At 36.7% G+C, this 22,964-nt stretch carries 22 protein-coding genes and 1 pseudogene; 4 read left to right on the forward strand and 19 right to left on the reverse strand.

All coding sequences use genetic code 11. The features are described from left to right. Positions 1-2: 2 nt before the first annotated feature. The 5 genes from JO178_RS12900 to mraZ form a co-directional block, all read right to left on the reverse strand. Positions 3-1,463 carry a UDP-N-acetylmuramoyl-L-alanyl-D-glutamate--2,6-diaminopimelate ligase gene (locus tag JO178_RS12900; RefSeq protein WP_291936331.1) on the reverse strand — a complete coding sequence of 487 codons (1,461 nt, stop codon included), beginning with the start codon at positions 1,461-1,463 and terminating at the stop codon, positions 3-5. A gap of 56 nt (positions 1,464-1,519) precedes the next feature. Next, positions 1,520-3,511 carry a penicillin-binding transpeptidase domain-containing protein gene (locus JO178_RS12905; RefSeq protein WP_291936334.1) on the reverse strand — a complete coding sequence of 664 codons (1,992 nt, stop codon included), beginning with the start codon at positions 3,509-3,511 and terminating at the stop codon, positions 1,520-1,522. Further along, positions 3,495-3,860, reverse strand: a complete 366-nt coding sequence (locus JO178_RS12910) for an FtsL-like putative cell division protein (RefSeq protein WP_027372881.1) — start codon at positions 3,858-3,860, stop codon at positions 3,495-3,497. The genes JO178_RS12905 and JO178_RS12910 overlap by 17 nt, the downstream gene beginning before the upstream one ends. A gap of 66 nt (positions 3,861-3,926) precedes the next feature. Next, on the reverse strand, positions 3,927-4,820 hold the full coding sequence (gene rsmH / locus JO178_RS12915) for a 16S rRNA (cytosine(1402)-N(4))-methyltransferase RsmH (protein WP_291936348.1): 894 nt from the start codon (positions 4,818-4,820) through the stop codon (positions 3,927-3,929). Between the two features lie 44 nt (positions 4,821-4,864). Beyond that, complete coding sequence (gene mraZ / locus JO178_RS12920; protein WP_291936351.1) at positions 4,865-5,323, reverse strand: division/cell wall cluster transcriptional repressor MraZ; 459 nt, start codon at positions 5,321-5,323, stop codon at positions 4,865-4,867. A 272-nt stretch (positions 5,324-5,595) separates the two neighbouring features. Between mraZ and JO178_RS12925 the strand changes: the two genes are divergently transcribed. The 3 genes from JO178_RS12925 (at position 5,596) to JO178_RS12935 (ending at position 7,487) form a co-directional block, all read left to right on the forward strand. Beyond that, the gene (locus JO178_RS12925) at positions 5,596-6,357 is read left to right on the forward strand and encodes an alpha/beta hydrolase (RefSeq protein ID WP_291936353.1); all 762 of its coding nucleotides are present in this window, start codon (positions 5,596-5,598) and stop codon (positions 6,355-6,357) included. A 64-nt stretch (positions 6,358-6,421) separates the two neighbouring features. Next, positions 6,422-7,045 carry a ribosome biogenesis GTP-binding protein YihA/YsxC gene (yihA, locus tag JO178_RS12930; RefSeq protein WP_291936355.1) on the forward strand — a complete coding sequence of 208 codons (624 nt, stop codon included), beginning with the start codon at positions 6,422-6,424 and terminating at the stop codon, positions 7,043-7,045. Further along, complete coding sequence (locus JO178_RS12935; protein ID WP_291936359.1) at positions 7,038-7,487, forward strand: GNAT family N-acetyltransferase; 450 nt, start codon at positions 7,038-7,040, stop codon at positions 7,485-7,487. Before yihA ends, JO178_RS12935 begins: the two co-directional genes overlap by 8 nt. Before the next feature lie 107 nt (positions 7,488-7,594). Here the strand turns inward: JO178_RS12935 and JO178_RS12940 are convergent, their stop codons facing one another. From JO178_RS12940 to JO178_RS12975, 8 genes are all read right to left on the reverse strand, one after another. Continuing rightward, entirely contained in the window at positions 7,595-7,810 is a 216-nt protein-coding gene (locus tag JO178_RS12940; RefSeq protein WP_291936361.1) for a TM2 domain-containing protein, read from the reverse strand. A gap of 3 nt (positions 7,811-7,813) precedes the next feature. Next, positions 7,814-8,440, reverse strand: coding sequence for a PH domain-containing protein (locus JO178_RS12945; protein WP_291936364.1), 627 nt, complete (start codon positions 8,438-8,440; stop codon positions 7,814-7,816). 1 nt (position 8,441) lies between these two features. Next, positions 8,442-8,990 carry a hypothetical protein gene (locus JO178_RS12950; RefSeq protein ID WP_291936366.1) on the reverse strand — a complete coding sequence of 183 codons (549 nt, stop codon included), beginning with the start codon at positions 8,988-8,990 and terminating at the stop codon, positions 8,442-8,444. Positions 8,991-8,993: 3 nt separating this feature from the next. Beyond that, positions 8,994-10,064, reverse strand: a complete 1,071-nt coding sequence (locus JO178_RS12955; RefSeq protein WP_291936369.1) for a type I restriction endonuclease — start codon at positions 10,062-10,064, stop codon at positions 8,994-8,996. 11 nt (positions 10,065-10,075) lie between these two features. Next, positions 10,076-10,255 (reverse strand): YegP family protein, encoded by a 180-nt coding sequence (locus JO178_RS12960; RefSeq protein ID WP_291936372.1) that lies wholly within the window; start codon positions 10,253-10,255, stop codon positions 10,076-10,078. A gap of 125 nt (positions 10,256-10,380) precedes the next feature. Continuing rightward, positions 10,381-11,046 carry a response regulator gene (locus JO178_RS12965; RefSeq protein WP_291936375.1) on the reverse strand — a complete coding sequence of 222 codons (666 nt, stop codon included), beginning with the start codon at positions 11,044-11,046 and terminating at the stop codon, positions 10,381-10,383. A gap of 14 nt (positions 11,047-11,060) precedes the next feature. Beyond that, positions 11,061-12,704 (reverse strand): hypothetical protein, encoded by a 1,644-nt coding sequence (locus JO178_RS12970; RefSeq protein ID WP_291936378.1) that lies wholly within the window; start codon positions 12,702-12,704, stop codon positions 11,061-11,063. Positions 12,705-12,771: 67 nt separating this feature from the next. Then, complete coding sequence (locus tag JO178_RS12975; RefSeq protein WP_291936381.1) at positions 12,772-12,954, reverse strand: hypothetical protein; 183 nt, start codon at positions 12,952-12,954, stop codon at positions 12,772-12,774. A gap of 393 nt (positions 12,955-13,347) precedes the next feature. On the opposite strand from JO178_RS12975, the gene JO178_RS12980 reads away from it, so the two are divergent. Continuing rightward, positions 13,348-14,184, forward strand: a complete 837-nt coding sequence (locus JO178_RS12980) for a hypothetical protein (RefSeq protein WP_291936384.1) — start codon at positions 13,348-13,350, stop codon at positions 14,182-14,184. A gap of 30 nt (positions 14,185-14,214) precedes the next feature. Here the strand turns inward: JO178_RS12980 and msrA are convergent. The 6 genes and pseudogenes from msrA to JO178_RS13010 form a co-directional block, all read right to left on the reverse strand. Beyond that, a pseudogene (msrA, locus tag JO178_RS12985) lies at positions 14,215-14,819 on the reverse strand (peptide-methionine (S)-S-oxide reductase MsrA). A gap of 208 nt (positions 14,820-15,027) precedes the next feature. Further along, on the reverse strand, positions 15,028-15,996 hold the full coding sequence (locus JO178_RS12990; RefSeq protein ID WP_291936390.1) for an ROK family protein: 969 nt from the start codon (positions 15,994-15,996) through the stop codon (positions 15,028-15,030). 79 nt (positions 15,997-16,075) lie between these two features. Continuing rightward, the gene (locus JO178_RS12995; protein ID WP_291936393.1) at positions 16,076-17,287 is read right to left on the reverse strand and encodes a PepSY-associated TM helix domain-containing protein; all 1,212 of its coding nucleotides are present in this window, start codon (positions 17,285-17,287) and stop codon (positions 16,076-16,078) included. 51 nt (positions 17,288-17,338) lie between these two features. Further along, positions 17,339-19,453: a TonB-dependent receptor gene (locus JO178_RS13000; protein ID WP_291936397.1), complete on the reverse strand. Its 2,115-nt coding sequence runs from the start codon at positions 19,451-19,453 to the stop codon at positions 17,339-17,341. After that, positions 19,453-20,655 (reverse strand): PepSY-associated TM helix domain-containing protein, encoded by a 1,203-nt coding sequence (locus tag JO178_RS13005; protein ID WP_291936400.1) that lies wholly within the window; start codon positions 20,653-20,655, stop codon positions 19,453-19,455. Before JO178_RS13005 ends, JO178_RS13000 begins: the two co-directional genes overlap by 1 nt. Before the next feature lie 42 nt (positions 20,656-20,697). Beyond that, positions 20,698-22,875 carry a TonB-dependent siderophore receptor gene (locus JO178_RS13010; protein ID WP_291936403.1) on the reverse strand — a complete coding sequence of 726 codons (2,178 nt, stop codon included), beginning with the start codon at positions 22,873-22,875 and terminating at the stop codon, positions 20,698-20,700. Positions 22,876-22,964: the final 89 nt, after the last annotated feature.

Here is a 22,964-nt window from a genome sequence, read left to right on the forward strand (position 1 = left end):
ATTTATTTGGACATTAATTTCCAAAGCTCATTAATTACTTCTTTGTCATCAAAATGGTGTTTTACACCATTTATCTCCTGATATGTTTCGTGTCCTTTTCCGGCTACCAAAACAATATCTTTAGGTTCAGCAAACTTAATGGCCATCTTAATGGCTTCTTTTCTGTCCGGAATTGAAGTGTATTTGCTGAAGTTCTGAGGTTCCACTCCCGCTTCAATCTCTTTGATGATTTGCGCGGGGTCTTCTGTTCTTGGATTATCTGACGTGATGATTGCCAGTGTTGATTTTTTAGTGGCAATATTTCCCATTTCGGGTCTTTTAGAGTGATCTCTGTCTCCTCCGCATCCGAAAACGGTTATTAATCGTTCATTTTTTGTTCTGATATCGTTGATGCTGTCCAGGATATTTTCTAAAGCATCCGGAGTGTGGGCATAATCTACGATAAAGAAAATTCCTCCATCTGATTTGAATGTTTCAAATCTTCCGGAAACTCTTTTTAGCTTACTGATTGCCTGAAGGATTTCGTCCTGTTCAAAGCCTAATTCTTCAGCAATACCAAATACAAGCAATAAGTTATATACATTGAATTTTCCCGTTAGTGTGGTCCAGAATTCTTTTCCGTTGAAATTCAGCAGCATACCGTTGAAATCAACTTCTAAAAGTTTTCCATGGTAGTCTGCCATAGTTTTCAAAGCATAAGACTTCTTCTTAGCCTTTGTATTCTGAAGCATTACATTTCCGTTTTTGTCATCGATATTGGTAATGGCAATTGCGGTATCTTCCAGCTCGTCAAAGAATCTTTTTTTCGTTTTTAAGTATTCTTCGAAAGTTTTATGGTAATCTAAATGGTCATGAGTAAGATTCGTGAAACCTGCCACTTTGAAATGTAATCCTTCAATTCTGTGTTGGGCTATTCCGTGAGAGCTTACTTCCATGAATGCGTACTCGCATCCTTTTTCAACAGCTTCTGATAAAATACGGTTGATGGTAATGACATCCGGAGTGGTATGAGTCGCCGGAATAATTTCATCTCCGATTCTTATTTCAACAGTAGAAAGTAAAGCCGCATCATACCCCAGATTTCTGAAAACATCGAAAAGCAGGGTTGAAACCGAAGTCTTACCATTAGTTCCTGTAACGCCGATCAGTTTTAATTTCTTAGAAGGATTTTCAAAGAAATTAGAGGCCAAATGACCTAAGGCTTTAGATGAATCTTTTACTTTTACGTAAGTTACATTTTCAGCCAATATTTCAGGAAATTCTTCGCAGACGATAGCGGTTGCCCCTTTTTCAATAGCGGAAGTGATGAATGAGTGACCATCCACAACTGTTCCTCTCATAGCAACGTAAAGAGAGTTCTCTGTAATTTTTCTGCTGTCGAATACCAACTCAGCAATCTCACGGTGACTGTCACCGTGGATCTCTATTACCGGGATTCTGTTTACTAATTCTGTTACTGTCATTTTTATCAACAGGGTTTTACCCTATCTTGTTTTAAATTGTCCTTTCGGGCTGTTTTCTAATTTTGCAGAGATAAATAAATTCTCTGGTTCTTACTGATTGTTGTGCCTTCTAACGGGAATTGTTCTTTAATTCTTCCGACTCCCTTATAGTCAACACGGTATCCTAAATTTTCCAGTTGGGGGATTACGTTTTTACCGATTAATCCTACAACATTGGGCATTTGTTTATCATTGACTGCTATTTTAACATTAGGCTCAACCATTTTGTTCAGGTTTACCTTTTTGTCTACCAGCATTTCTTTTTCAATATTCTGAGGGGTTTTCAGGAATGTTTTTCCTGCAATTTCTTTAAACACCGGTGCGGCTACGGGGCCTCCGTAAAATCCGATGGATGTATTGGGCTCGCTCACCATTACATAACATGTATATTTGGGTGCATCCGCCGGATAGAATCCTGCGAAAGAAGCTCTGTACTTCATAGGACCGGGAAGCCAGTATTCAAATCTTGCCGTTCCTGTTTTTCCTGCCATTTTAAGATTGGGAGTAAAAATACTTCGTCCGGTTCCTTTTTCAACCGCTTTTGTCAGGGCATTTGTCATCATTTTAATGGCCTTTTCCGAAGCCATTTTATTAACCATTACTTCCGGCTTTGCTTTATACATTACCTTTCCGTCTTTCATGATTTTATCGATAAACAGAGGTTTAAGCATTTTACCGCCATTGGCAACCCCGTTATAGAAAGTTGTTAGCTGAAGCAGGTTAACATTGGACGAATACCCGAATGAAATAGAAGCCAGTGTCGCTGCATTCCATCTTTTATTTTGTGGCGTTAAGATTTTCGGTTTTGTGATCCCCGGAAGTTCAATATCCATTTTATCGAACAGTTTCCAGCGTTTCAAATGATCGAGGAAAATCTGCGGTTTTTCTGCATAATACTTTGTAATCAGTTTAGCTGTTCCCACATTGCTTGATTTGGCCAGAACATCACTGATGTCATAGGTTCCGCCTCCGTGTCCGTCTGAAATTCTTTGTTTTGCGTATACCCAGACTCCGTTTCCTACATTTACGGTTGTGTTTTCATCAATAAATCCGTCATCCATTGCGGCCAAAAGAGAGATGGTTTTAAAGGTAGAACCAGGTTCGATATTATCTTTCAGGGCATAGTTGTAAGAGTCTTCATAATCTCCTGATTCTGTTCTTCTTAAGTTGACAAGAGCACGGACCTTTCCTGTTTCTACCTCCATAACGATCACGGTTCCGTGCTTCGCTTCAAAATTGATCAGCTGCTTCTCTAATGCGGAGTGTGCAATATCCTGAATTCTGAGATCTAAGGTTGTATAAACATCTTCTCCGTCTATAGGTTCCTGTACTTTCCAGAAGTCAATCGGTTTCCATTGAGAGGAATTGATTCTTTGTTCTAATCTTTTTCCGTCAGTTCCTGTTAAATATTTTGAAAAAGCCCCCTCAAGTCCTGATTTAAGCTCTCCGTTGTCTATTCCGATCGTTCCGGCACCGATTTCCGAAGTAGCAAGCTCTCTCTTATAATTTCGGTCAACGATGAATCCACCTTTGTTTTTACCTCTTTTGAAGATCGGGAATTTTCTGATTCTGTCGTATTGGTCAAAATCAAGTCCTTTTACTAAAGTATAGTATTGGTTTTTCTTTTTCTTTTGCTCGTCAAACTTTTGTCTGAATTCACTTCTTGGTTTTCCGAACATTTTACTCAAAGAGTCTGTTAATGCGCCGATATTGTTGCTATAGACCGTATCTTTCATTGTTTTGAAATCAAGATAAATATCGTAGCGCATTACGGTGGTTGCTAAAATAGATCCGTCAGAAGCAAAAAGGTTACCGCGGGCTGCTTTTAAGGTAGCTTCACGATAATTTTTATTGATGTAATCGTCTTTTATTTCCTGGACATTGGTGTTTTGAAGGATGACAATCCTTGCCAAGAACATGACAAACACGCACAAAGCTACCACTGCAAAGAGGTAGCCCCATCGTAACGTTTTTTTACGTTTATTGTCGTATTCATTTTGCTTTTGCATCTGTACTATCCAGTTTTATTAGCAATTTATGAGGATGATTTTCGAGGGTCATTAAAGAATCCCTTGCAACTTCTTTCCCCAGTTCCGATTCCATTTTTACTTTGATCAGCTTACTCTGGGCATAAGCATTTCTCGATTTATATTCTTCCGTTTCTTCTTTTAAAGCATTTACAATTTTAATCTTCTTGTTGACGAGATGATTACTGTAAATCATGGCCATCATTAAGATAAACAACAGGAGGAAATACTTATAATGTATTTTGATCTCATCACGATTCAGAAAGTTTCCTTTTATAATATCTATAAAAGTGAGTCTTTTCTGTGGGCGATTTGTTGTTCTCTTTGCCAATTTATTTTCGGTGGTTAACTATTGATGGCTGACAGTTCATATCATTTATCAATAATCGTATACCCTTTAAATTTTTATTCCTGTTCTCATTTTTGCACTTCTTGCTCTGGAGTTTTCTTCAATTTCCCTGTCATCCGGGATGATGGCTTTACTCTTAAGCAGTTCAAATGCTTTTTTATAATTTCCGTAGATATCTCTTTCCGGTTCTCCTTCAAACATTCCGTTTTTAAGAAATCTTTTGACCAGGCGGTCTTCCAGAGAATGGTAAGAAATAACAACCAGCCTTCCTTCCGGTTTTAAAACATTATAAGCCTGAACAAGCATTTCTTTCAATACCTCAAGTTCCTGGTTTACTTCTATTCTTATTGCCTGAAAAAGCTGTGCATAGAATTTATTAACCTTATGAGGTGGAATATAGCTGAATAATTTTTTCAGATCTTCCGTAGTTTCTATGCTCTTTGTTTTTCTGTGATGCACAATTTCTCTTGCCAGTTTCCTCGCTTCTCTTAATTCTCCGTAATGATAGAAAAGATCAGCAAGCTCTTCCTCCTCATATTCATTGATCACTCTTTTCGCATCCAGATTCTGCATGACATTCATTCTCATATCCAAGGGCGCATTGCTTCTTGTAGAAAACCCTCTGTCTGCTTCATCAAACTGATGGGATGAAACCCCCAAGTCTGCCAAAATTCCGTCAACCTGAGGTGCTCCATACATTAAAAGGGAGTTTTCCAGAAATCTGAAGTTTTGATTGACTAATGTAAATCTCGGATCATCAATTGTATTTTTAAGGGCGTCCAGATCCTGGTCAAAACTGAATAGTCTTCCTTTATCAGAAAGTCTGCTCAGAATTTCCCTTGAGTGGCCTCCGCCTCCAAAGGTGCAGTCCACGTATATTCCGTCAGGATTCGTCACCAAATCATCGACACTCTGCTTCAACAAAACGGGGTTATGATACATGCTTAATTGTGTTTTATTCAAAAAAATATTAATAACCGCAACATTTATTCTTCATCGAAAGAGCCCATCACATCTTCGGCCAGGTTGGCAAAATCAGCTTCATTGGTGGAAATAACCTTCTCATAGGCTTCTTTATCCCAAATTTCAAAAAGTTCTCCTGCACTGGTCACCACAATATCTTTCTGAAGATTTGCGAAATGGGTCAGGTCTTTTGAAATCTGCAGTCTTCCTGCATTATCCAATTCTACTGTTTTTACTCCTGCCGTAAACATTCGTATGAAATCAGCATTCTTTTTTATGAATCTGTTCAGTTTATTAATTTTGCCCATTAGTTTGTCCCATGCATTCATCGGATAAACTTCCAGGCAAGGTTGGAACACGGATCTTTTGACTACAAACGCCTTATCGTCGAAGTTTTCCATCTGTTTGATTAAAGATGAAGGAACTTTTAAGCGGCCTTTGTCGTCAATTTTACACTCATATGTCCCAATGAAACTTTTCATTTGGGACAAATTTATATAATAATTTCCAAAATTTCCCACTTTTTCCCACTTTTTGACTCAATGTTAATAAGTTTTATTAAAGATTGAATTTCAAGCGCGTAAACAACTGATATGAAAGCGGTTGTAAAAACTGCTATTTAGGCCATAATAAAGCTGTTTTGAAAAAAAAAGTTAAAAAGAGGAATATTATATTATTTTTATCTTAAATTAGGATAATCAAAATATTTTTGAGGTTTAATTTGTATTTTTGCAGGGCTTCATTAAAGCGTTTTATGATATTTAGTACAAAAAAAGAAAAGAAATATTCCTATGTAGAGGCGGGAGAAGGACATCCATTGGTGCTGTTGCACGGGTTAATGGGTGGTTTGAGTAATTTCGATAAAATGGTAGATTTTTTTTCAGACAGAGGATTTAAGGTATATGTACCTCAGCTTCCCATCTATGATCTGCCGGTACTCAATACCAATCTTACCACTATTGCAAAATATATTATCAAGTTCATAGAGAGCCATATTGATGGGCCTGTAAGCATTGTAGGAAACTCAATGGGAGGTCATGTAGGGCTTATCTTAACACTGGCAAGACCGGATTTGGTAAAAAATCTTGTTTTAACAGGGAGTTCAGGATTATATGAAAGAACATTCGGAGACAGTTTTCCAAGAAAAAATGACCGTTCTTATATAAGAAAGAAAACGGAAGAAGTTTTTTATGATCCGAAAATTGCAACAGAAGATCTTGTAGACGAGGTTTTCGGAGTGGTAAATGACCGAATGAAAGGAATAAAGACCGTCATGTTGGCAAGAAGTGCCATCAAACACAATATGTTGAATGATTTGCCTAAGATTCTGACGCCAACGTGTCTGATCTGGGGGAAGCAGGATAATGTGACTCCACCGGAAGTAGCGGAGGATATGCATAAATTTATTCCTAATTCAGATTTGTTCTGGATTGACCATTGCGGCCATGCAGCGATGATGGAAAAGCCGGATGAATTTAATGAAATCCTGTACAACTGGATAAAAGATAAAGTTTAAAATAAATAACTAATGACCATTAAGAGCTTTTCTTAATGGTTTGTTTTTCTAAAATATATTCAAAATGATTATTAAGACAGCAGCGTTTGTAAAGAGCAGCGGAAAATGGCAGGAATGTCCTGAACCTACGATTCCGGAATACGCTTTTATCGGAAGATCTAATGTAGGAAAATCATCATTGATCAATGCAATGATGAATCATAAGGATCTGGCAAAAACGTCACAGACTCCCGGAAAAACTCAGTTGATCAATCATTTTTTGGTGAATGAAAACTGGTATCTTACCGATTTGCCCGGGTATGGATATGCAAAGGTTTCAAAAGTACAGCGTAAAGATTTTGAAAAACTGATCACCAATTATATTTTGAACAGAAGAAATCTTGTTAATCTTTTTGTGTTGGTAGATATAAGACACAAACCTCAGGCTATAGATCTTGATTTTATGCAGTGGTGTGGAGAAAGCGGTGTGCCGTTTTCTATTGTGTTTACAAAGGCAGATAAACTGAAGCCCAATGCCGTCATCAAAAATGTTGAAGATTATAAACTGGAAATGCATAAAACTTGGGAAGATCTTCCTGAATTATATGTGACTTCAGCAGAGAAGAAAGAGGGGGGAGATGAAATTCTGAACTTTATTGAAAAGACCAATGACTTTTTGATACATAATAATGTAAGTTTTGATGAGTAGCATAATCTGGAGAATCAAAACCTTTGATGAATTTACCGTTTTCGAGCTGTATGCGGTATTGAAAGCCCGTATTGATGTTTTCGTTATTGAACAGAACTGTCCGTACCCTGATCTGGATAATTATGATCAGAAGGCTGTTCACATCTGGGCAGAAGAAAACGGACAGGTAATGGCTTACTGCCGTGTTTTTGATAAAGGAATAAAATATGATGAAACGTCTATAGGAAGGGTTTTAACGACTGAACAGGCGAGAGGAAAGAGTCTTGGGAAATTATTGATACAATATGCGGTGGAAACAATAGAAAACCGTTTTCATACTTCTGAAATCAGAATCTCCGCACAGGATTATCTTCTAAAATTCTATGCCGGCTTCGGTTTTGAAGATACCGGAAACAAATATCTTGAAGATGATATTCCGCATACGGAAATGATCAGAAAATAAAATAAAAGGTATCCCCCGTAAAGGATACCTTTTTTCATGGTTATATATGGAGTGTGTTTTTCGAGAATCACAAAACTATCAGATAGGGAGCAGATTGGTGTTATACTTTATAATCCGGATTGAAGGTTATATTTATAATTAAAACGTTCTTCGGACATTATTATAAAAGCCAGAAAATCACAAAATGCAATTAACGAAGGAATGAACGTCCAGCAAAATACCAAATAAAGAATTCCTTTTATGTTTTGTCCCAAATAAAATCTATGAATACCCAGGCCTCCTAAAAACAGTGCGAGTATAACCGCAGTAAATTTTGACTTCATACTTTAAACCCTTGATAAAATTTCGTTCTTTTTTCCTTCAAATTCTTCTGCGGAAATAATGCCATTTTCCATTAATCCTTTTAATTTCTGCAAAAGAGCAAAAGGATCTTCATTTTCTATAAGCATTGGGTTATGTGATTGTTGAACCTGTTGTGGATGTGTAAAAACCGGTGTTGCATTATTTACTGTGACTCCTCCTGCTGAAGCTCTCCTTGTTTCCAGTTCTTTTTCTCTTCTTAGTCCCCTCATCTGTTCTTCAATTTCTTGAGCGTATTGATAAAGTTTTCTGGCTTGGGCTTTAGGAAGATAGTCCATCATATAAGTATTGTTTCTTACGGTCTTCATGATGAAGGTTGCTCCAAGAATTCCTTCCTTGATATGACAATCTGCTACATCTACCCAACTATAATCCTGAAAATCCATTGAAAATCCGAAATTTTTAGGTCTGCAGAAAATAATTCGTCTGTTGGTAAGAGCAATGCAGTCCGGAGAGAAATTCATTGCCGGTTTTTTCTGGACTGCAATATATTCTACGCTCTCCTGGGATGTCAGAAGACTATTGATTTTTTCCAAAAGTTTCTCAACAGCTTTCGGGTCTTGTTCCTCGTTTAAAAATTGTTTTAAGTTCATATTATTTTGTGTTTAGATTACTGATATCGTTGCTGGTTATATATCCTGTTTTTCCGGATTTTTGAACTTTTACTTTATACCATGAGCCATTTTTTAAAATACTAATCATTGGAGTATTCTTTGGAATAATTTCAATTGTTCTTGATTGAAAAGAGGGTTTTTCAAAAACAGTTACGGTACGATTTGAAAGGACAATATTGTTAGCAGGAATGGTAACTGCTAAATCATCAATAGAAGCTCTTGGTATTTTAGAGTTTCTTTTGGTGTCAGATTTAAGATAACCGGACTCTGATAATTCTTTAGACCCTGACTTTTTTGAAGAAGAACGTTTAGAAGAAGCCTTTGTTCCTGAAAAGCTGCCTTTACATACACCGCAGGTACCTCCGCCGGAGCAATGCCCACATCTTGAACAGCTGGAGCATGCCGTACAATAAGCAGATCCGGTACATCTCCCGCCGTGATGGTCTTTTCCTTCAGGTGTTATGAATGAAAAAGGATCAGAAACGAACGTTCCAAAACATATAATAAATATAGAGATGAATATTTTCATGGTTTAGTTGTAGTTTTCTAATGTTTTATGGAGTTCGTTTCTGAAATTATATATTTCATCAAGACTGTTTAATAAGACCTTTTCACCGGAATCCTTTCCGTTATGGAATGTTTCAATATACTTGTTGGCTGTATTGAAATGAAGTCTGCATAATGGTTTCCTGTTATTATCATCCAATAGAATTCCAAAATAGGAGAGCGTGTCTCTGTAAGCAATACGTGTTGACGGAATTTTCTCTCTCATTATGGCTTTTACGATCTGGAATCCTTCAAGTTCTTCTTCTGTGGTCACAATTTTAGAGTCGTTGTTATCATCGATAAGTTGAGGAGGCTTAATATCCTCGTCCTGTTTTTCAATTCTCTCATTAATGCTTAAGGCAGATTTAAGTCTGAAACTTATAGATTCATTGATGGAAGTGGTGAGTGCCTTTTTAGTATATTCTTTAAAAGAAACCAGTCTGTTTGCAGTAATAGGTTTTTCAAAAAATCTGCTGACCAATAGTTTTACAATCTCATCAGAAGGCGTTTCTATTTCTTTTTCAAATTCCTTTCTTATAGCTTTGATATATTTTAAGGCTTCTGCCGAATCCAGAATATTCTCAAGGTTATAGTCTTTTTTTGTAAAGCTTTCAAGAATTTTAATAGAGCTTTCTTTAATGTCCTCGATATTGATGGTAAAAAATGGCTTTTCATCCATTACATTAGGTTTTTCAAGATCTGTATAAAAGTTATATACAATACCATTGGTTAACACACCAAATTTTGTTTTGGAAACATGAAAATACCTGTGAAGTTGTGAATTATGGGCATCTGCACTTTCTTTCCAATGTTTACACTCAATAATAAAAATAGGCTCATTGTTATTTTTAATTACATAGTCAACCTTTTCTCCCTTCTTTGTTCCAATATCACAAATGTATTCCGGAACTACTTCCGTGGGATTGAAAATATCATAACCTAAGATTTGTATAAAAGGCATTACAAAAGCATTTTTTGTTGCTTCTTCTGTGCTGATCTGGTCTTTTAAACCAACAACTTTTTGGTGTAACTGTTCTAATTTTATTTTAAGGTCCATTATTTTTTATTTTAAAGAGTTGTGTCGATTATTTCTGCATCCAATGCTTTATTTTTCACAGAAGCAATTCCGTTTTCCATAGCAGTTTTTGGACTGTACAACTGACTTTTGCCAATGATTTCTCTATTGCCTGCTTTTTGATTAAACTGATATTCATTATTAATTCTTCGACTGATAATAAATTTTCCCATAATTATTGTTTGATTAACAGTCCAAAATTATAACCCTTTCAAAGCCAATCCTTACGGGAAACCGTAAAAACAAAAAACCTCTCCACTTTTGGAGAGGTTTTTATATAAGTTGTAAAAGATTTATTTTAAATAATCCCGATATCTTTACAAAAAGCAACGAGATGTTCATTGCTGGAGACTTCCAGGTCTTCTTTTAAACTGTTCAGTTTTTTCTCTACACTGCTTAAACTGTAAGGTTTTATATCATTTTCCTGAAGATAATTCGGAATGTTTTTTTGTAAAACTCCTTTTGATAGAAGGGTTACCAATGTAATATCATAGGCTGTGAATTCATAGCTGTTCAGCTTTTTGACTTCCTGCTTGAGATCTGTTGACAAATAGTCTTTGTTAATATATACCGAGGCGATGGATCTTTTCAGTTCCTTGGAGTCATTTCTGGCCTTTCGGACATACCCGTTGATTTTAGATTCATTAAAAAGAGAATCGATAACTCCGGATTTGTGTTCGGCAGAAAAGACAATTACTTTCAATGCCGGTTGCATTTCCCTTGCATTAAGGATGAGCTCTTTTCCGTCTTTTATTTTTTGATGATGATGATCTTCTTCATAATAAAGATCAGTAATCAATAAATCATAAGGATCCTCTTCACGGAGTGCTTTTTGTATTTTAGCAAGGGCATCGTCACAATAGTATACATAATCTACATTGGGTATATGAAGTTCTTCCAGTGTCTTCTGTACTGAGAAATTTATACTTTCGTGGTCTTCGGCGATTAAAATTTTTTTGAACATTCTTTTTAATTTTTTTAGATAACAGGGAATGAAATATTGATTTTCAATCCTTTTTCGGTTTTAGTGTCAAAAGTAATTTCTCCATCGATGGTTTCAATACGGGAACCCGTATTTGTAAGGCCGTTTTTTTGGATGAGGTCTCCCGAAATGCCTATCCCGTTATCTTTATAATAAATTTTTATGGTGTTGTTTGTTCTTTCAAATCTTAAAGAAACAATACTGGCCCGGCTGTGTTTTTTCATATTAACAAGCAGCTCACGAATGATCTGATAGATTTCTCCTCTTGCAGAATCATTGAGCTGTTCCCAGATTTCAGGACTGTTTCCTGCAAGATAGGTTTTGACCTCATCGTTGTTGAAAGAACCGACAAGCTCAGATATTTTTTTATCGAATTCCAGGGTATATTTTGTATCTGTTTTTTCATAAGAGATGTCTCTTGACTTTTCGTATACGAATTCCAGTTCGTCCAGCGCTTCTTCTTTATCAAAGTTTTCCTGGTTTTCAATCTTGGTCATGACCTGATAGATCCCGTTGGCTACTACATCATGTACTTTTTTCGACATTTTGAGCTGGGTATTTTTTACCTCGAGTTCTTTTTCCTGCTGTAAAATACGCTGTCTTCTTTGATACAAAACAAATCCCGCGATCAGGCAGATTCCTAAAGCTCCGAGACCTATGTTTTGCTTTAAGATCTGGGTTTCTTTTTGAGCATTTTCAGTTCTCAGTTTTTCAGCTCCGAATCTGATGAGAGCAAATTGATTTTTTGCCTTATTCCGGGAAGTTTGGAGGCTGTCTGTAAGTGTATGATATTGATTGAAGTAAGCTAAGCGATGGTCAGGATCTAAATTGATCAGCTTTTGCAATGCCTCTGCCTGATCATCAGGGTTTTTGATCAACCTTGCAGTCTCAAACATTTCTTTTGCATACATTAAAGATTTGCCGGGATCTGTTTTTGTATAATAATCAGATAAATAAAGATAATTTACAATAAGACCTTCTTTATCATTTGTCTGGATACGGATATTCAAGGCTTTTAATAATTCAGGCTCTGGATTATATGAAGGATTGTCTAGCCATTTTACTCTGGCAAGATTGGTCATGACTCTGGCCAGTTCTTTTGGAGAGCCCTTTTGTGACTGCTGGTATATACTCTCATAGATTTTTATGGCTTCTTTATATTGTTTTAGTTGTTTTAGGACATTGGCTTTATTATTTAAATAAATATTTTTTTCACTGGAATTACCTGAAAATTTTATAGCAAGGTTATAGAATTTTATGGCCTCATAATATTGTTTCAAATTATAACTGGAGATTCCGAGATTGTTATAATTTGATTTTATATATGCATAATCCTGTTCATTATTTTCATTAAAATATTTAGTTGCTTCCAGAGACGTTTCCTGTCCTCCCAGATTATCGCCCTTTTGTGTTGAAATAATAGCAAGATTAATTAAGCTTTTTCCAATGCCAATACTGTCCTTCTTTTGGGAAAACAGGTCTTTGGCTCTGTAGAAATAAACATAGGCACTATCTTCATTTCCTGTATCTTTAAAGTCGAATGCTTTATCGTAATAAAAATTATTAGAAGTGTCTCTTTCCTTTGAGCATGATGAGATGAAAAAAACGAATAAGATGAATACGAAGGCTTTTATTTTCAATGGAATTAGATTTAACCCTAAATTTAAAAAAAAATAAGCGAAAACTCAGTTTTCGCTTATTTGGATATTATTTTCTTGGCGGGGTCTGCCCGTTTTCACCGCTGGTATCTCCCGGATCTAGTCCTTCTCCCGGGTCGCCACTGGCACTAAATGTTATAATATGTTTCGGGTCATTGTTCTGACATGCTGTTGTTGTATTTCCGTTATTATTTGTAAGTGCTAAAATTAGCATCATAAAAAATTGTATCATTTCCGTAAAATTTTTGAAGTTTTTGGTTGTTTTTCTTCCTCCTGAGAATTATTTATTCCAGGCTGTACACATTTAAAATTTGAAGCGCTTCTAAATTTTTTTGGGAAGTGAACCTTCAAAAACGGAGGAGAAACATCTGCTTCCCAACCCGGAGTTTTCCTCCGTTTTATCTGGCAATTTTAAAATCAGTTTTTGTAAATTTGTTTTTGTCTTTTGGTTTAATTATTTGTTTATCACTGATTTTGATATGGCAAAGATGGTGAAGAAAGGAAAGTGAGTGTTAGACAAAATATGGACATCGATGGACAAGAATGGACAGGATTTCGCTACGGGAACCCGTAATGCGACACGGTATAAAATCATCTATTTTGTAATTGCCTTTAAAAACTAATTATGTCCAAGAGAAAACTATTAATCAATGAGGTATTCGAGCAAGCAAAGAAAGAATCCGGAAAAACATCTAAAAGTGGCTTAGCTCTTTATTTAAAGGTTCATCTTGAATCCTTTAAAATTTATTTTGACGAAAAGACGTTTAGCAGGTATTATGATGCTTTTGTACTGGGAATGAAAAAAGAAATAAATGTTGATCCGGATACTCTTAATAAATTGAGCCAGTATGTTGGATTTAAAGATTTTTTTGATTTTTCCAACACGTTCATCAAAGAAGATGAAAAAGCTAATAAAACAACGGTAAAAATAAGCGTAGATGAGGATGATGAATCCTTATCAGAAAAGTTATCCAAGATCATCATCAATATTACCAATGAACAGCATTTTAAACTGCCGGAATTTGTCAAGCAAAACGGATTGGGAATTGCAGGGATTCTTCTTATCGGAAGTATGTTGGTCGGGAATTATAGCTGGCCGAAGACGAAGGCAAAGAATACGAATACTATGGCATTGGGTTTTTTTGGGGCTCCGGAAGCTGATAAAGGCTGTATGTACTGGGATAAAAGTGAATATAAACTGGCGGATTGTGAAGATAAAAATCCTTTACTTAGTCTTACTCCCAGGGATACGGTCCAAATGAGATACTTTAAAAGAATAACACGGAAAGATACGCTGACGGTAGAAAACGCTATGGGAAGAACGTGGTATTCCAAGTTTAACGGAAATGTTGAATTTTTTACGATGGATGGAGTAGACCCGGATACAGGGAAGGAACTGAGATCTTCAACCCCTTATATTATTGAGAAATATGCGGGTCAGCCGGTTCAGGTTGAGGAATAAAAAAAGCGAAGATTTCTCTCCGCTTTGTTTTTAATCTGCATTCAGCATTTCCAGCTCTCCGAAATGTTTTTTAAATTTCTGGATTTTAGGACCTACTACAGCACTGCAGTAAGGTTGTGTAGGGTTTTCGTTATAATATCCCTGATGATATTGTTCTGCCGGCCAGAATTTCTCGAAAGGAGCAAGTTCCGTAACATAGGCTCCGGCCCACCTTCCCGATTTCTGGGAAATTTTTAAGGCTTCTTCTGCTTTTTGTTTTTCAGCTCCGTCTTTATAGAAAATTACAGATCGGTATTGGGTTCCGATATCATTTCCCTGTCTGTTTAATTGGGTAGGGTCATGAAGGAAAAAGAATACATCCATTAATTGCTCATATGAAATTACGGCCGGATTATAAGTGATCTCTACAACTTCAGCATGATCAGTTTCTCCTGTACATACTTCTTCATACGTAGGGTTTTCTTTATGCCCTCCGGAATATCCTGAGATAGCAGACGTCACTCCTTTCAGCATATTGAAACAACTCTCTACACACCAGAAGCACCCGCCCCCGAAAACGATCTTTTCTAAATTATTGTTGTCCATCTTTAGGTAATTGTTTTATTTTAAAATGACCTTTCCTTTCTTTCATACAGAAGACTGAAAAAGCTGATCAAAAGTAAGAAAAACTTAATGGATTCCGATATGAATCAAATGAATTGTTTTCATAGATAATACGAATGATAATAGAAATTAAATGGAGTCGTCGTTTATCTTTTTAGATGAGTTTCTATGAAGGCAATATAGGAAAAGAAAAAAGCTACCTTCGGGTGAGATAGCTTTTATATATTGTAGATGAAACCGTTATTTTTCCCACACCAAGGCGCTTGCTCCAAGAATGGCAGCATCTGCTTCGTCAAGTTCACTGAATACCAGTTTTACTTTATTTCTGAAGATCGGAAGAAGATTTCTTTCCATATGAAGTTTTGCCGGCTTTAGAATAAAATCACCAGCCTTAATAACTCCGCCGAATAAAAGAATAGCTTCCGGGGAAGAAAACATGACGAAATTGGCTAATGCCTCACCCAATTTCTGTCCCGTATATCTGAATACTTCAATAGCAATAGGATCTTCTTTTAAAGCACATTCATAAACTGTTTTAGAATTCACCTCATCTTCAGGATACTGATTTAACATAGACTCAGGGAATTCTGCTCTCATTTTCTTGGCAGTGATGGTAATGCCTGTTGCTGAAGCATAGGCTTCCAGGCTTCCTTCAGAACCGGTGCTCCAGTGTTTTCTTCCGCCTGGCTTTACAATGGTATGGCCTAATTCTCCTGCGAAACCGTCATGTCCGTAGATCAGACTTCCGTTGGCAATAATTCCGCTTCCTACACCTGTTCCCAGAGTAATCATGATAAAATCCTTCATTCCCCTTGCTGCTCCGAAAAGCATCTCTCCTAAAGCTGCCGCATTGGCATCATTGGTAACGGTACAGGGTAAATTAAATTTTGCAGTCATAAGCTCAGCAAAAGGGATGACACCTTTCCATGGAAGATTGGGTGCCAGCTCAATCGTTCCTTTATAGTAGTTGGCATTCGGTGCACCTACGCCTATTCCGTCGAAATGCTTTTCAGTACCATGTTTTTCCATCATTGGATAAACATGTTCATATAGAGCATCGATGAAATCTTCCACTTTGTCATAAGCATCAGTTCTAAGATTTCCTTTATCCAGAACTTCTCCACGGTGGTTTACAATTCCGAATTTCGTATTGGTTCCTCCGATGTCAACTCCAAGAGCCACTTGTTTTGATAAATCTATTAATGACATTTCTATTATTAAATTCTTGAGGCTAAAATTATAAAAAAGATTGTATTAATGGATTATGAACTCTGTATTATTTATAGTTTTAAACCGTTTTTATTGGTTTTTTCTTTCTTCTTCCCCACCAGATCATAAAGCCGGTGACCGGAAGTGAGGCACAGATAAGGCTTACGACAAAAGCAATAATTTTAGTCGGAAGACCTAAAATTGCCCCTACATGGATATCATAATTGGCATTGACTACCTTTTCTCCAAAATTTTTGTCTTTAGGATCATGGGTATGAAGAAGCTCTCCCGAATTTTCATCGAAGATCAGGCTGCTGCTTTTATGATAAGAATATGAAAGGTGTTTTACATATACCTCGAAATTCGGATGTTCATGATCATCCATGTGTTCATGACCAAGATCTATCGCAAAGCCATAAGAATCCGGATACTTTGTTTTTACGGTGGTAATAATCTTATCCAGTGTTCCTTCTGTTCTTAATTCAATGGGTGCTTTTGTTTTAATATGAGAAAAGTCCGGATACTGGGTCTCTCCTCCGGAAAAGATTACATAGATCATAGCCTGAACTACAAAGAATGCATAAAATAATCCTGTAACAGAGAAAATTAAAGCAAAAATAGAAGCATAAAAACCTAAGATATTATGAAGATCATAGTTCTTTCTTTTCCAGCTTTTAATATTTTTCCATTTGAAAGAGAAACGCTGTTTTCTGGCTGCTTTATTTTTAGGCCACCATAAAACAATTCCCGTGATAAGCATCATGATAAATATTATGACCGGTATTCCTACTACATAGGTGCCCCAGTCCTGTTTTAAAAGGAAACTCCAGTGGATCATTTTTACGATATTGAAAAACCCGTTTTTTTCATCATAAACTCTCAGGACCTTTCCTGTATAAGGATTTACGTAAGCCTGTTTATAAACGGGAAATTCATCAAAATAATTCCAGCCTTTTGTATTATGCTCGTACCAGAAAAACATGTAAGACATTTTCTTGTCAATCGGAACATTAACCCAGTGAACGGGATATTTTTCCTTTACCTGATCCGCAACTGCCTTTTCCATCACCCGGATAGGAAGAATCTGCTTCTGTCCGATATTCTCCTCATGATGGTAGATCACATCTTTTCGGGTAAGATTTTCTACTTCATCCTTAAAAACATATAAGGCTCCCGTAATGGAAATAATAAAGATCAGAAACCCGATTCCTAATCCGAACCATAAATGCAGTTTGGAAGACCATTTTTTAAAAAATCCGGGTTTATTTTTATGATGATGCTTTTTCTTCATATCGCAGCTAAAAGTAGGACAAAGATAGTCTTTACTTTTTATTTAGATTAATTAAAATTTATATTCAATCATGAACGTTCCTCTCATTCCCAATGCATTGATAAAATCACTGTCTCTTGCTGACCACCATGAAATGGAAGGCTGATACGTCGTATTGAATAAATTTTCAATTCCTAATGATAGTCTCCAGTTGTTGCTAACCTCATAGCTGGATTTAAGATTAAAGATCGTATAAGAAGGTACATACCCCTCTCCATAAGCATACAATCCTGTTTTAGCATTAGTGACAAATCTATCCTGTTTAAAGGAGTGAAGCATATCCAGACCCACGGATAGGGGACGGATTGGCTTTACCTGAACATAGGCAAGAACTTTAGGTGCTGAAATTCTGCTGTTATTGATTTTTGTAGAATAATCACCATTATCATTTGGTGAAGTAATACCTTCCATCCAGCTATAGCTTCCACCGAACTGAATCCATTTTACAGGTGTAAAATGCAGGAATCCTTCCACTCCGTAAATAACTTCAGGAGCTCTCTGAATGGTCAGGGCTCTGTCTGCACTCTGAACAAAAGTAGCTCCCAGTTTGGAAGTACTTACATAAGAAGTCAGCTCATAATTCAGCCAATTGGAAAGCTGTCCTGTTGCTCCCAATTCATAATTATTAACAATGATGGGCTTGGTTTCAAGGTTCTTAATCGTTTCAGAAGTTGAGGTTCTTAAAATTCTCCCCAGTTCATTGATAGAGTAGGCTTGTGAGAAACTGGCAAACAGATTGATATAAGGTTCTATATTATAACGCAGTCCGATGTTTCCTACCAAGGCATTATAATTTAATTTTCCTCCTGCAACAGGAATGCTTTTGGTGAATGTTCCGTCGTTTTTAATGACTGAAAGGGTATTGAAGTCGTCTACATTTACTTTGATGTTTTCATATCGAAGTCCTCCTTTAATCGTTATTTTTTTAAAAAGATCAATTTTTGCCAGTAAGAAAGGAGCAATATTGGTCATACTCATATTAGGAGTCCAGAAACGGCCGTCTTCCAGTTTTTGAACGGTCTGGTCATTCAGGATATCCGCTCCGTAGATAATTTCTCCCTGAGAATTTGGAGCATTCCATAATTGGGTATCAAAATTAAATCGGGCACCGGCCTTTTTTGAAATAACATTGGATTGGCCACCGTTGAAAAAAGTGTCACTATATCCGTATACGGTTTTAAAATCCTGATAGTAAAGGTTAATATTCAAAGATGTTCCGGCAAATAAATTTTTATTATCATAACTTACCCTGATGTTATGATTTTTGGGAGTTCCCTGAGGAGTGGTTTCCAGGCTTTTTCCCAATCCTTCCCCTATAGTAGGCGTAATCCCGTATTTTCCTGTTTTTAACCCTAAATTGAGATCAGATCGAGAAGAATAACCGATATAGGATGCTTCAATTCTTTGATTGTCATTGATCTCATATCCTAATTTCAACATGCCGTTGTAATTGTCCATTTTTGCGGTACTGTATGTAGGGCTTAGCATGACGCCATCAGCATCTTTCATATAGCCCGTTCTTTCATAAGCTAAAGAAAGGGTATAGTCGAACTTATTGACTTTTCCGGACAAAAGCTGGCTTGCTCTCACGCCCAACGTTCCTCCATAGGGTTGTCCTGTAAATCCGATTTGAGATATTCCGGAGATTTTTTTATCGGTTTTGCTTCTTTTCGTGATATAATTGATAATTCCACCGTCTGCACCATTTCCATAAATTGATGAAGCTCCTTTGATCACTTCAATTCTTTCGATGGCAGAAGGATCAATCACTCTTAAATCCCTTGCTCCGTTTCGGAGTGGAGTAGATTGTGGAATACCATCAATCAGAACAAGCACCTGGCGGCCTCTTAAAGTCTGTCCGGTATTGGAGGTTTGGCCGGAGTTTGTTCCCAAACTCGGAACGGTATACTGAAGGATGCTGGTAATATCAGAATTAACAGTCAACTGAGACTGAATCTGTTTTTCAGCAACAATGGTAATAGAGCTGGGAACTTCCTTAATATTTTCCTTTTTTCTGGAAGCGGTCATCACAACTTCTTCAACATTTCTGGTTTGTAAAGTATCTTTGACCTGTGCAGAAACCATAATGGTTCCCAGACAGGCTGTTGATAAAAGCACTTTTTTCATTATATTTTCTTTCCTTGTTTCTTTCTTTTTCCCCACCAGACCAGGAATCCGGTGACCGGGAGCGATGTGCAGATAAGACCTGCGATAAACCAAATGATCTTTCCGAAGAGTCCGAAATAGGATCCGGTATGGATATCATAATTGGCATTGGCGTATTTTTCGGCGGCGCTCAGTTTCTGATGAGGTTTCTCAGCCAGCAGTTTTCCTGAGTATTTGTCGAATGTCAGAAGGTTTCTTTCACTAAACCGCCCTTCCTTTCCGTAGATGGTAACCGGAAGATTCTTTAATTCTTTTCCTTTTTTGTTCTTTCCGTTGAGTGTAATTCTGAAGCTTGATGATCCGGCATATCGTTTTTGAGTCTGTGCTGCTGCAAGATCAAAAACGGCTTCGTTTTTTGTCATCAGTGAATCAGTGGACTTGATTTCTTTTTCTTTGGGAGCCTCCCAATACCCTGAAATAGCAAAGTTAAAAGTATTTTTTACATACGGATAAGCAAAATAAATCCCCGTTACACTCATCACTAAGGCAATAAATGAGGCATAGAATCCTAATACATTATGAAGGTCATAGTTTTTTCGTTTCCAGTTTTTTACATTTTCCCAGTTGAACCAGAACCGTCCTTTTCTCGCATTTTTATTTTTAGGCCACCATAAAATAATTCCGGTAATCAGCATAATGATAAACAATACGGTAGGAATTCCTGTCACATAAGGACCCCATTCTGAGTTGAGCAAAAGCCCCCAGTGGATGTACTTCAGGATATTAAATACATCATACTTTTCATCATAGGCGGCAAGGATCTCACCGGTATACTGATTAACATATACCTGTTTGTTGATCAGGACCTGCTGGAAATAATTCCAGCCTTTTTTACTTTTTTCATAGTAAAGAAATCTATAAGATTTACCTTTGTCCAAAGGGATTTCTACCGAGCTTAGAGGATATTTTTCATTAAATTCCAATGATACCTTTTCACGAAGCAGATTAAGTGGCAGGGCCTTCTTTCCGGCATCTTCTTTTTTTACATAAATAGCCTCCCTTCGCAGACTATTCTGTACCTCATCCTTAAAAATATATAAAGTCCCTGTAAGAGAGATTATAAAAATAATAATACCAACGGACAAACCAAACCACAAATGCAGTTTGGCAGACCATTTCTTCGTGGAAGAAACCTTTTTTTTAGGGTGATGTTTTTTTCTCATAATAAAAAGTTAACCCCAATCGGGGTTAACCTTTATTTAGTATTAAAATTTATATCCTATTGATATTCTGAAATTTCTTGGCGCATCTGCCTGATAATAGTAATATCCTGCATAGGGTGTTCCTGAATATAAATATCTGTTGAAGACATTAAATACGTTCAGGTTGACTCTGAATTTTGAATTTTCCCAGGAAGCCCCTGCATCAAATTTTACATAATCTCCCATTTGTAAGGTATTGGTGCTTCCCCAATCCCAGCTGCTTCTGTCTCCCATATAAGTTCCTCCGAAGCTTAGCCCAAAACCTGTAAGCTCACCCACTGTAAAGGTATAATTTAACCATCCGTTCAGTGTATGTTTTGCATATCCCGGAACTTTGTCTCCTTTATTAGCTGTAGGGGTAGTTTCTGTGAATTTGTTTTCAGTAAATGCATAGTTAAATATGGCATTAAATCCTTTGAAAACTTCTCCTTTCAGATCAAATTCCACACCCTGTGCTCTTGTTTTTCCAAGCAGAATAGAATATTTATAAGTAGGATCTGAAGGATCTGCAGTAATGGCATTGTCTTTATTAATACTATACAATGATAGAGTAGTATTCCATTTTCCGGCAAACCAGTCTTTTTTAAAACCAACTTCTACATTACTTCCGGTTACAGGTTTAGCCGTTGTTCCGTCTCTGAATAACCCTGCCTGTGGATTGAATGACTGATCATATAAAGCATAGGCAGAAGTATTATTGTCAATAGAATAACTTAATCCTATACGGGGAGTAATTCTGTTGGCTTCAGAAAGAGTCCCATAATTATTTTCTTTTACCGTTGTATAACGGGCTGCCAAAGTAAGTCTTAATGCATCATCTAAGAAACCCAGCTCATCCTGTAAATAAAGCCCGGTATAATTCTGGTCGATGGTACCTCCGGCTCCGGCTCTTACGGAAAGAGGCTTACTGGTGTCAAAAGGTTTATAAGTACCATTAGGTCCGCTGTAAGGGCTTCCTCCGTTGATATCATAATTGCGGGTATTTACATTATACCAGTATCTGTAATCAGGAGCTCCGTTATCTCCTTTTTCATTGTTTTTATCAAGACTGTAATTCTGGTTCCAGTCTGCAATATACTTCTTACTTCCCAGATCCAGACCTGCTAAGATTTTATGAGAAACAGCTCCGGTTTTTACATACCCGTTTAAGAACAACTGTCCGAATTTCATTTCGTTGTTTGCTTCCCAGTAATTCAGACCACGAAGCATATATTGTCCTTCAAATTTTGTCGGCCAGATATCACTTCCTAAGGTATATTCATTAACATAAGTAAGCTGAGAGGTCAGTTTCCAGTTTTCATTAAACTTATGCTGTAAGTTTAAATTAATAGTATTATTGGTAACTCTTGTAGGATCAATACTCGGGTCCGTGATGCTGTATTCAACAGGTTTTGTAGCATAACCATCTGCACTGAATACATAAGCTGAGCCTACTTCAGTCATTTTAGCCTTCTGAAAGATATATTCAGCCGTTAAGGTAGTATTGTCAGTAAGATTAATTTTTAACGATGGGTTAATAATATATCTGTCGTTGAATTCGTTGTCTCTGAAACTTTTTTTGTTTTGAGCCATCAGATTCAGTCTGAATGCCACTTTATCTGTAATTTTTGTATCGATATCCGTTTCTCCCCGGTACATATTGAAACTTCCAAGCGTAACTCTTGCAGTTCCGTTAAGGGCATTCCCGGTAGGCTTCTTGGTTACAATATTATAGATTCCGCTTGGCTCTCCGTTTGACATTAAAAATCCTGACGGACCTTTGATAAATTCAATATGATCCACATAGCTCATATCCTCACTTAAAGGTCCCCAGTTGGAAGTAACATTTACGCCGTTCATAAATGCTGCCGCTCTGGATCCTCTCATATTTACTCTCGTATACATGTCTCCCCAGTGTTCAAGTCTCTGAGCTCCCGCTACGTTTCTTAGAACACCGTCGCTTAAAGTTGTGACTTGCTGATCTTCTAATGCTTTGTTGGTAATAATCGAAATGTTCTGTGGTATTTTTATAAGTGCTTCATCCAGGCGAAGAGAAGATGACCCCTGTTTTTCTACATATTTCTTATAATATTTCCCGTTGACTACAATTTCTTCAATATGATTAGATTTGGTGGAATCTTTCTCCTGTGCCGACATTAAGATAGAACCTAATAATGACGCACAGACCAGTACATTTTTCATGAAAGTCAAATTTTATGCAAATATATTATTTTTAAGTATTCTAAATAAATAATAAGATTGATATTTATCATAAAAATATTGAATAAGCA

Origin of the sequence: Chryseobacterium sp., assembly GCF_019236175.1 — a bacterium.
Classification (GTDB): domain Bacteria; phylum Bacteroidota; class Bacteroidia; order Flavobacteriales; family Weeksellaceae; genus Chryseobacterium.